The organism is Maritalea sp., assembly GCF_047634455.1.
GTDB lineage: Bacteria > Pseudomonadota > Alphaproteobacteria > Rhizobiales > Devosiaceae > Maritalea.
The window spans coordinates 1-6,974 of sequence record NZ_JBLIAI010000092.1 but is presented as its reverse complement, the minus strand read 5'-3'; the positions used below and the strand labels follow the sequence as shown (position 1 = coordinate 6,974).

At 51.2% G+C, this 6,974-nt stretch carries 8 protein-coding genes; 4 read left to right on the top strand and 4 right to left on the bottom strand.

Features of this window, described 5'->3' with window-relative positions:
• Nucleotides 1–573 precede the first annotated feature (573 nt).
• The 4 genes from ACJAZW_RS14675 to lgt form a co-directional block, all read right to left on the bottom strand.
• Nucleotides 574–1,506 carry a ribose-phosphate pyrophosphokinase gene (locus tag ACJAZW_RS14675; protein ID WP_415159420.1) on the bottom strand — a complete coding sequence of 311 codons (933 nt, stop codon included), beginning with the start codon at nucleotides 1,504–1,506 and terminating at the stop codon, nucleotides 574–576.
• A 138-nt stretch (nucleotides 1,507–1,644) separates the two neighbouring features.
• A complete protein-coding gene (gene pgeF / locus ACJAZW_RS14670; RefSeq protein WP_415159418.1) occupies nucleotides 1,645–2,412 on the bottom strand; it encodes a peptidoglycan editing factor PgeF in 768 nt (255 codons plus the stop codon).
• A complete protein-coding gene (locus ACJAZW_RS14665) occupies nucleotides 2,412–3,500 on the bottom strand; it encodes a class I SAM-dependent methyltransferase (protein WP_415159416.1) in 1,089 nt (362 codons plus the stop codon). Before ACJAZW_RS14665 ends, pgeF begins: the two co-directional genes overlap by 1 nt.
• A complete protein-coding gene (lgt, locus tag ACJAZW_RS14660; protein WP_415159414.1) occupies nucleotides 3,497–4,369 on the bottom strand; it encodes a prolipoprotein diacylglyceryl transferase in 873 nt (290 codons plus the stop codon). Before lgt ends, ACJAZW_RS14665 begins: the two co-directional genes overlap by 4 nt.
• Before the next feature lie 134 nt (nucleotides 4,370–4,503).
• Between lgt and ACJAZW_RS14655 the strand changes: the two genes are divergently transcribed.
• The 4 genes from ACJAZW_RS14655 (at nucleotide 4,504) to ACJAZW_RS14640 (ending at nucleotide 6,733) form a co-directional block, all read left to right on the top strand.
• Complete coding sequence (locus ACJAZW_RS14655) at nucleotides 4,504–4,755, top strand: accessory factor UbiK family protein (protein ID WP_415159412.1); 252 nt, start codon at nucleotides 4,504–4,506, stop codon at nucleotides 4,753–4,755.
• Between the two features lie 310 nt (nucleotides 4,756–5,065).
• Nucleotides 5,066–5,566 (top strand): YbjN domain-containing protein, encoded by a 501-nt coding sequence (locus ACJAZW_RS14650; protein WP_415159410.1) that lies wholly within the window; start codon nucleotides 5,066–5,068, stop codon nucleotides 5,564–5,566.
• An 11-nt stretch (nucleotides 5,567–5,577) separates the two neighbouring features.
• Nucleotides 5,578–6,408 carry a pyrroline-5-carboxylate reductase gene (gene proC, locus ACJAZW_RS14645; RefSeq protein ID WP_415159408.1) on the top strand — a complete coding sequence of 277 codons (831 nt, stop codon included), beginning with the start codon at nucleotides 5,578–5,580 and terminating at the stop codon, nucleotides 6,406–6,408.
• Nucleotides 6,392–6,733: a tRNA-binding protein gene (locus ACJAZW_RS14640; protein WP_415159406.1), complete on the top strand. Its 342-nt coding sequence runs from the start codon at nucleotides 6,392–6,394 to the stop codon at nucleotides 6,731–6,733. The genes proC and ACJAZW_RS14640 overlap by 17 nt, the downstream gene beginning before the upstream one ends.
• Nucleotides 6,734–6,974: the final 241 nt, after the last annotated feature.

Below are 6,974 nucleotides of genomic sequence, written 5' to 3'. Positions count from 1 at the left end.
AGCAAGCATAGCTTGCGACGGCGGCGCGAAAACAGAGCCGGGGGTGCCGGGGAAGCAAGCATAGCTTGCGACGGCGGCGCGAGAACAGAGCCGGGGGTATGGCGTTGTGAGTGCCGAGCGACAGGCCCCGCATCAAGTGCGGGACGGTGGAAGTGCATATTTTACAAATCAAAACCACCTGCACCATCCCGGCCTTGATCCGGGATCAACGGAGCAACCAGCCACCTTGCGGCAGCACAATACGTAAGGCCTCTTGTTTTCATCCGCACTGCTGCTTGGAATTCCATGATGGACCCTCGTGTCAAGCACGAGGGTGACGAGGGCAGGGTATCCCCGATTGCATTTTAGGTCCGACTTAATGCGGGATAGGTTTCCCTCCCCCTGGTGGGGAGGGATTAAGGGTGGGGGGGGGTATACATCATGCCAATGAGGCCCCGCATCAAGTGTGGGACGGCCAAGATTGTTTTGATATATCGTGCCAAGCCCACTGGTGGCATTTATTGTTTTGATATATGCGCCAAGCCCACCTTGGCATTCCCGGCCTTGAGCCGGGATCAGAACTGAAATGCGAGTTTAGTCGAACAAGCTCGAAACGGACTGTTCTGCAGCGGTGCGGGCAACGGCTTCGCCGATCAGCGGCGCGATTGAGAATTGACGGATATTTGGGCTGGCACGCTCTTCATCGGTTTCCAAAATGCTGTCTGAAACAACCAACTCTTTGAGCATTGAGTTGGAAATGCGCTCGCAAGCGGCACCGGACAATACGCCATGGGTAATGTAGGCAGAGACTTCTTTTGCGCCTGCTGCCAACAAGGCTTCAGCCGCATTGCACAAGGTGCCGCCGCTATCCACGATATCGTCGATCATGATGCATGATTGGCCTTCGACGTCACCAATGATATTCATCACTTCGGAAACACCAGCTTTTGGGCGGCGCTTATCAACGATGGCCAATGGCGCGCCAATGCGCCGCGCAACGTTGCGGGCACGGACCACACCACCAACGTCAGGTGAAACCACCATCACATTTTTGGTGTCGTAATGTTCTTTGATGTCACGCACCATAACTGGAGCGGACGTTAGGTTGTCGGTGGGGAGATCGAAAAAGCCCTGAATTTGGCCGGCGTGTAAATCCAAAGTCAAAACACGGTTCGCGCCCGCTTCGGTAATCAGGTTGGCCACAAGCTTCGCCGAGATAGGTGTGCGTGGCGCAGATTTTCTGTCCTGTCGGGCATAGCCGAAATAGGGGATGACGGCGGTAATCCGACGGGCTGATGACCGACGCAAGGCGTCGATGATGATGAGTAGTTCCATCATATTGTCATTTGCCGGATAGGAGGTGGACTGCAAGACGAAAACGTCTTCGCCGCGCACATTTTCATTGATTTCAACAAAGATTTCTTTATCCGCAAATTTTTGGACCACACAATCGGTCAGCGGAATATTGAGATATTTGGATACAGCCTTGGCTAGCGGAAGGTTGGAATTACCAGTCACCAGTTTCATGTTGATGCGCGCCCCTTGAAAGCAGAAAAATGTGGGTAGTCTAGCGATATGCCCCGTCTGTTATGAGTTTGTTATACTGGGCTGGCGACGGGTTCAACCGATTCAAAAGTCCAATGGGCAGAATCTACAAAGATTCATTCAAATAATTGCAATTACGGATAATTGGCGGCCGGTTTTTTCTTTTAAGTGGGTCGCTTTGCGGTGCGAAAAAAAATCATCGCTGTTTTGATAGGTGCAAACGCCCAGATCACTTACCTCAGCAATGGAGGCCGATTCGAGTTGATCCATGATGCATTGTGGCAAATCGAAGTGCGGCGCGCGCGCGCCACCCGGCAATTTGAAGTAGCGCGCGGTGTGTGGGAATTTGGCAAGCACGTCCGTTTTAAACTGCGCACCGACTTCGTAATTCTCCACGCGGATCGCCGGACCAAGCGCCGCCACGATGTGCTGGCGCTCTGCACCGAGTTTCACCATCGCTTCAATTGTATTGCCGACGACGCCGCCAACAGCGCCTTTCCAACCAGCATGGCAGCCGCCAATGATTTGATTTTTCGGGTCAGCAAAAAGCACCGGGCCGCAATCAGCTGTTTGGATACCCAACGCCAACCCTTTAGTGGCGGTGACCATGCCGTCGGCCGCGATGCGGTTATCGCGCGGGGAAGAGGATGTCACACAAATCACATCTGTCGAATGAGTTTGTCTGACCAAGCACAGATTTTGCGGTGAAATGCCGACATGCGTCGCTATGGCATCAAGATTGGAATTCACCGTCTGCCGATCATCGCCAACGGCAAATGAGACGTTGAGACTGTCAAACGGCGCTTGAGAGTTGCCAGATTGTCGACCAAAAAAACCATGCGCGGTGTCAGCTAAGTTCAGCAAATCGGTTGTGATTGGCTTGAGCATTACGCTTCCTCAAACGGGTAGGGCGGTGTGGGAGCGCTGTAGGTACACCAGGCTTTGAACAAGTCGCCCATTTGATCATTGTCGATTAATCGGGCTAGATCGCTAACAATTTTTGGCGCAGCCTCTGGCGAAGCTGAAGCCAAATTGTGGGCGCGCGGTTCGATGCCCATTGCTTTGAGGAAATCAGCTTGGTTCATCAAGTGGCACGCTTTAGCACCCGATTTTTGCGCCACCTCACTAAGGGCTGCGAAATCGACATGGGCGGTCAAATCTGCATTTCCGGGTTCAGTCAGAGGGTCTACATGCTGGTGCGCCTTGAGCGCTTGCAAGGTTTCCCCAGTTTGGCTTTTGCCGTAGCCATAATCTATCGTGAGCAGCGCGCCGCCGCTATTGTTGATCAATTCAACGATGTCTTTAATCACTTGTTGGGCGATGAAGTTGGTTTCCCAAATCGCATTTTCTTGCGGTTTAAGTTCAGCGGGAAACGCTTCATCTGGGAGAGGGGTTGGCGACAGACCCCAAGCGCGGTTTCCTTCTTTTAGACCCACCAGACGTTCGTGCCACTTCCCATCGGCGCGTTGGAACTGTTTGATGGGTAGTGCGTCAAAAAACTCGTTGGCGATGATAATCAACGGTCCAGTTTCAGCGCTAAGTTGATCAATTTCGGCGCGCCAAACCACCTTGCACCCATTTAGGTTCGTCCGCTGTTTTTCGATCAGTACGGGGTTTGTTTCAATCAGATTGATGCTTACCGCGTCCAAAATGCCGGGGACTTGGTTGAGCACCCGCAAGCAGTCGGCCATCAACGTGCCGCGGCCGGGGCCAAGTTCAACCAGTGAAAATGATTTTGGATTGCCAAGAAGTTCCCAAGTTTGCGCCACCCAAACCCCGATCATTTCGCCAAACATTTGGCTGATCTCTGGCGCGGTGATGAAATCACCAGCTTCCCCCAACGGATCAGCTTTTTTGTAATAACCAAGTTTTGGGTGGGTTAGGGCCATGCTCATATAGGTCGACAAGGACATTGGACCCTGCGCCATGATTTGCACATTGATCAACTCGCTTAATGAAAAGTCATGGTCGCTCATAGGGCGCGCGTGGTTGGTTTGTTGCGCAAAGCGTTCCAGACTAACCAAACACCCACAAGCGCGATTGGGGTTGATAGGATCATGCCCATCGTAAGGTTGTAACTGAGCAAACCAATATGGGCGTCCGGTTCGCGTACGGTTTCCACAAGGATGCGGCTAATGCCGTAGCCGATGCCAAAGATGCCCGCCGCAAGGCCGGGCTTGCGTAAACCTTGGAGGTTGTGGCTGACAATGCGCAGGATAAGGAACAGCAAAACCCCTTCCAGTAGGCCTTCATAAAGCTGGCTTGGGTGCCGCGGATCAGGACCACCAGAGGGAAATATCACGCCCCACGGCATATCAGTGACGCGGCCATATAGTTCGCCATTGATGAAATTGGCGACACGACCAAACAGCAAGCCGAAGGGGCTAATCAGTGCCAATAAGTCAATTGCTGACAGCACGTTTGATCCAATGTGACGCGCAAAAAACCATATGGCAATCACAAGGCCAAACAGTCCGCCATGGAACGACATACCGCCCTGCCAGACTTGGGGAATGTCGATCGGGTTTTGTAGGAAATAACTTCCGGCAAATATAGCGCCAAAACCTGATTGCCAGTTCAAGCCGACACTGAGCAATATGTCGTAGAACAGCACATAACCTATCCTGCCACCCAGAATGACGCCTAGAACGGCCCAAAAGATAAAATCGATCAATTGTGTGGGGGTAAAAGGTGGTTGCGCTTTGCCCCAAAGTTGGGTTTGCAAAACCAAATGGCGGCCATATCCCCACGCAAATAATATGCCAGCCAAGTAAGCAAGCGCATACCAGCGGATCATGATGGGGCCGAACGAAAGGGCGACGGGATCAATATTTGGAAAGGGCAAAGTTCTTACTCACTTTGAAAAGGTTAATTTATCGCACCATGCATTTCGCCTTAGCACTGGTCAAGCTGACAATTGATGCTTACATATCTGATTTGAAACCGATCATTCCACCCGACCATTAAAGGGATAAAGCTATGCGTGATGGAAACAAAATCTTTGACGATCTTGGCAAATTTATGAACGATGCGGCAGGTGTTGCAGATGGTGCACGTCGTGAAGTTGAAACCGCACTAAAAGCGCAGATGGAGCGCCTTATTAACGATATGGATCTCACCAAGCGTGAGGAGTTCGATGCATTGCGCGAGTTGGTGCAAATCCAGAGCGAAGAGATTGCCGACCTTCGCAAAGAGCTTGATGGTCTGCGCTCAAAGAAAAAAACCAGCTAAACCGTCCCATTTCAACACATAAAAGGCATGTGCATAACGCTTGATATTAACAAGCTGTTAACCATCTTGGCCTGATCATCCACAAGAGATTTGGTGGGAATCAATCTTTTGTAATTCCCACTACGGATGGTCGGGTTAATGTTCGTTAACGCAGAATAGATTCGCAACGAACGCTGAACATCCTGATTAGGGTCGAGGGTTTCGGCTTTTCAAATCTTGAAATTGCGTCTCACATACGGGGCTTGCTGGTTTTGTCTAACGAGCATCCCCCCGTTTCTGCCAAAACACGAGCTTTGAAAAGGCGAAGAATATGTCGCTGATCGAGATGGAAGTTGAACGGGCAATGCACCCGGTGGATATCATTGAGCACATTGCGGGCATTAATGATTGGTCGTTTGAGCGGGCTGATGCGGATGAGATTTCAATCTCTATTCGCGGAGGCTGGAGCGATTATCACGTCTCATTCTCATGGATGGAAAATCTGGAATCGCTGCACATTGCGTGCGCGTTCGACCTCAAAATACCTGAAGCCCGGCGTATCGAGGTCAAACAACTGATCTCTAAAGTGAATGAACAACTTTGGATTGGTCATTTTGATATTTGGAATAAGGAAAACATGGTGCTTTTCCGCAATTCTCATCTATTATGTGGGGGCGCAGAAGTTACGCCACAACAATGCGAAGCGCTGCTGCACTCGGCCGTTGAAAGCTGTGACCAGTATTATCAAGCGTTCCAATTTGTCGTTTGGGCAGGTAAACCTGCGGACGAAGCATTATCACATGTTATGTTTGAAACTGTCGGTTCAGCTTAGGAAGTTTATCAATGCCTTTATATGATGTCGGGCCTGTCGTACTTGTTGGCGCTGGACAAATGGGCATGGCAATGGCCGTGGGGTGGCTTGAAGCTGGCCTGTCGCCGGACCAATTGATCTTGGTAGATCCAAGCCCTTCGCCAGCGGTGCGCCACAAGGCCTCTGAGATTTCAATTACAACTTTGGCCAGACCTCCCGTTAAACCAGCACAGGTCTTGGTGTTGGCGGTTAAACCACAAGTCGCACCGGATGTGTTGCTTGCTGCCAGATCGTGCGTAGATGAAAACACTTTGGTGATTTCGGTGATGGCGGGCATTTCGATTGCGCAAATGAGCAAAGCGCTTGGTACAGACCGCGTTGTGCGCACCATCCCAAATACGCCAGCCAAAATCGGACTTGGCGCGATCGGTGCGTTTGCAGGCACCGGTGTTGAGTATGACGATCAGGTTGTGGTCGATAATGTGCTCGACGCTTCTGGTCGCACGTTCTGGGTTGAAAAAGAAGATGACATAAATGCTGTGACGGGCGTTTCGGGGTCCGGCCCAGCTTACATTTTTAATATGGTTGAAGCCTTGGCTGCCGCAGGTGAGGCGCAAGGCTTGGCCCCGCAATTGGCTATGGAATTGGCGCGAAAAACCGTGGTCGGTTCCGCTATGCTTTTGGAAGCTGAACCAAATACAGCGCCAGCTACATTGCGCGAAAATGTGACCTCACCAAACGGAACCACTTATGCTGCGATGCAAATACTGATGGGCGAAGAGGGTTTGACCGATTTGATGGTGCGGGCCGTCACCGCCGCGCGCAAACGGAGTGAGGAATTGGGGCGTGACGGATCACATTAGTTTTGATGACTACTTAAAAGTCGACATCCGAACCGGCACCATTGTTGAGGTGCGACCTTTCCCCGAAGCGCGCAAACCGGCGCATATTCTGATTATCGATTTTGGGGATGAGATTGGGATCAAGAAGTCTTCTGCTCAAATTACTGTGCACTATGAAGCCGATGCCCTTGTTGGCCGCCAGGTGATGGGGGTGGTCAATTTTCCACCACGCCAAATCGGTCCGCTGCGCTCTGAGGTCCTCACGCTTGGGTTTGAAGATCACAATGGTGACATCGTTTTGGCCGCTATTGACCAGCCTGTCCCTAACGGCAAGCGATTGATTTAGTTGGTGTTCTTTGCTGAAGTGTAAACCCTGATTTATTGATTGGCTGATTTACTGATTGGCTTTTGCGATTGCTTTCGGTGTGAGAAAGCCCTTCCCCCCCACCCTTAATCCCTCCCCACCAGGGGGAGGGAGACATTCCTTTTGTGCCGCTGGGTGATCGTGCCTTTGTTTTGGTCCAGGATTAAGTTCGTGAACAATCAGAGATTGTTCTGAAACTTCACCCTTCACCCTTCACCCTTAC

Bases quoted from the DNA above. Each gene is read 5' to 3' on its own strand.
- pgeF (WP_415159418.1), bottom strand. From the start codon at position 2,412: ATGCTCAAGCCAATCACAACCGATTTGCTGAACTTAGCTGACACCGCG.
- proC (WP_415159408.1), top strand. From the start codon at position 5,578: ATGCCTTTATATGATGTCGGGCCTGTCGTACTTGTTGGCGCTGGACAA.
- ACJAZW_RS14665 (WP_415159416.1), bottom strand. From the start codon at position 3,500: ATGAGCGACCATGACTTTTCATTAAGCGAGTTGATCAATGTGCAAATC.
- ACJAZW_RS14650 (WP_415159410.1), top strand. From the start codon at position 5,066: ATGTCGCTGATCGAGATGGAAGTTGAACGGGCAATGCACCCGGTGGAT.
- ACJAZW_RS14655 (WP_415159412.1), top strand. From the start codon at position 4,504: ATGCGTGATGGAAACAAAATCTTTGACGATCTTGGCAAATTTATGAAC.
- ACJAZW_RS14675 (WP_415159420.1), bottom strand. From the start codon at position 1,506: ATGAAACTGGTGACTGGTAATTCCAACCTTCCGCTAGCCAAGGCTGTA.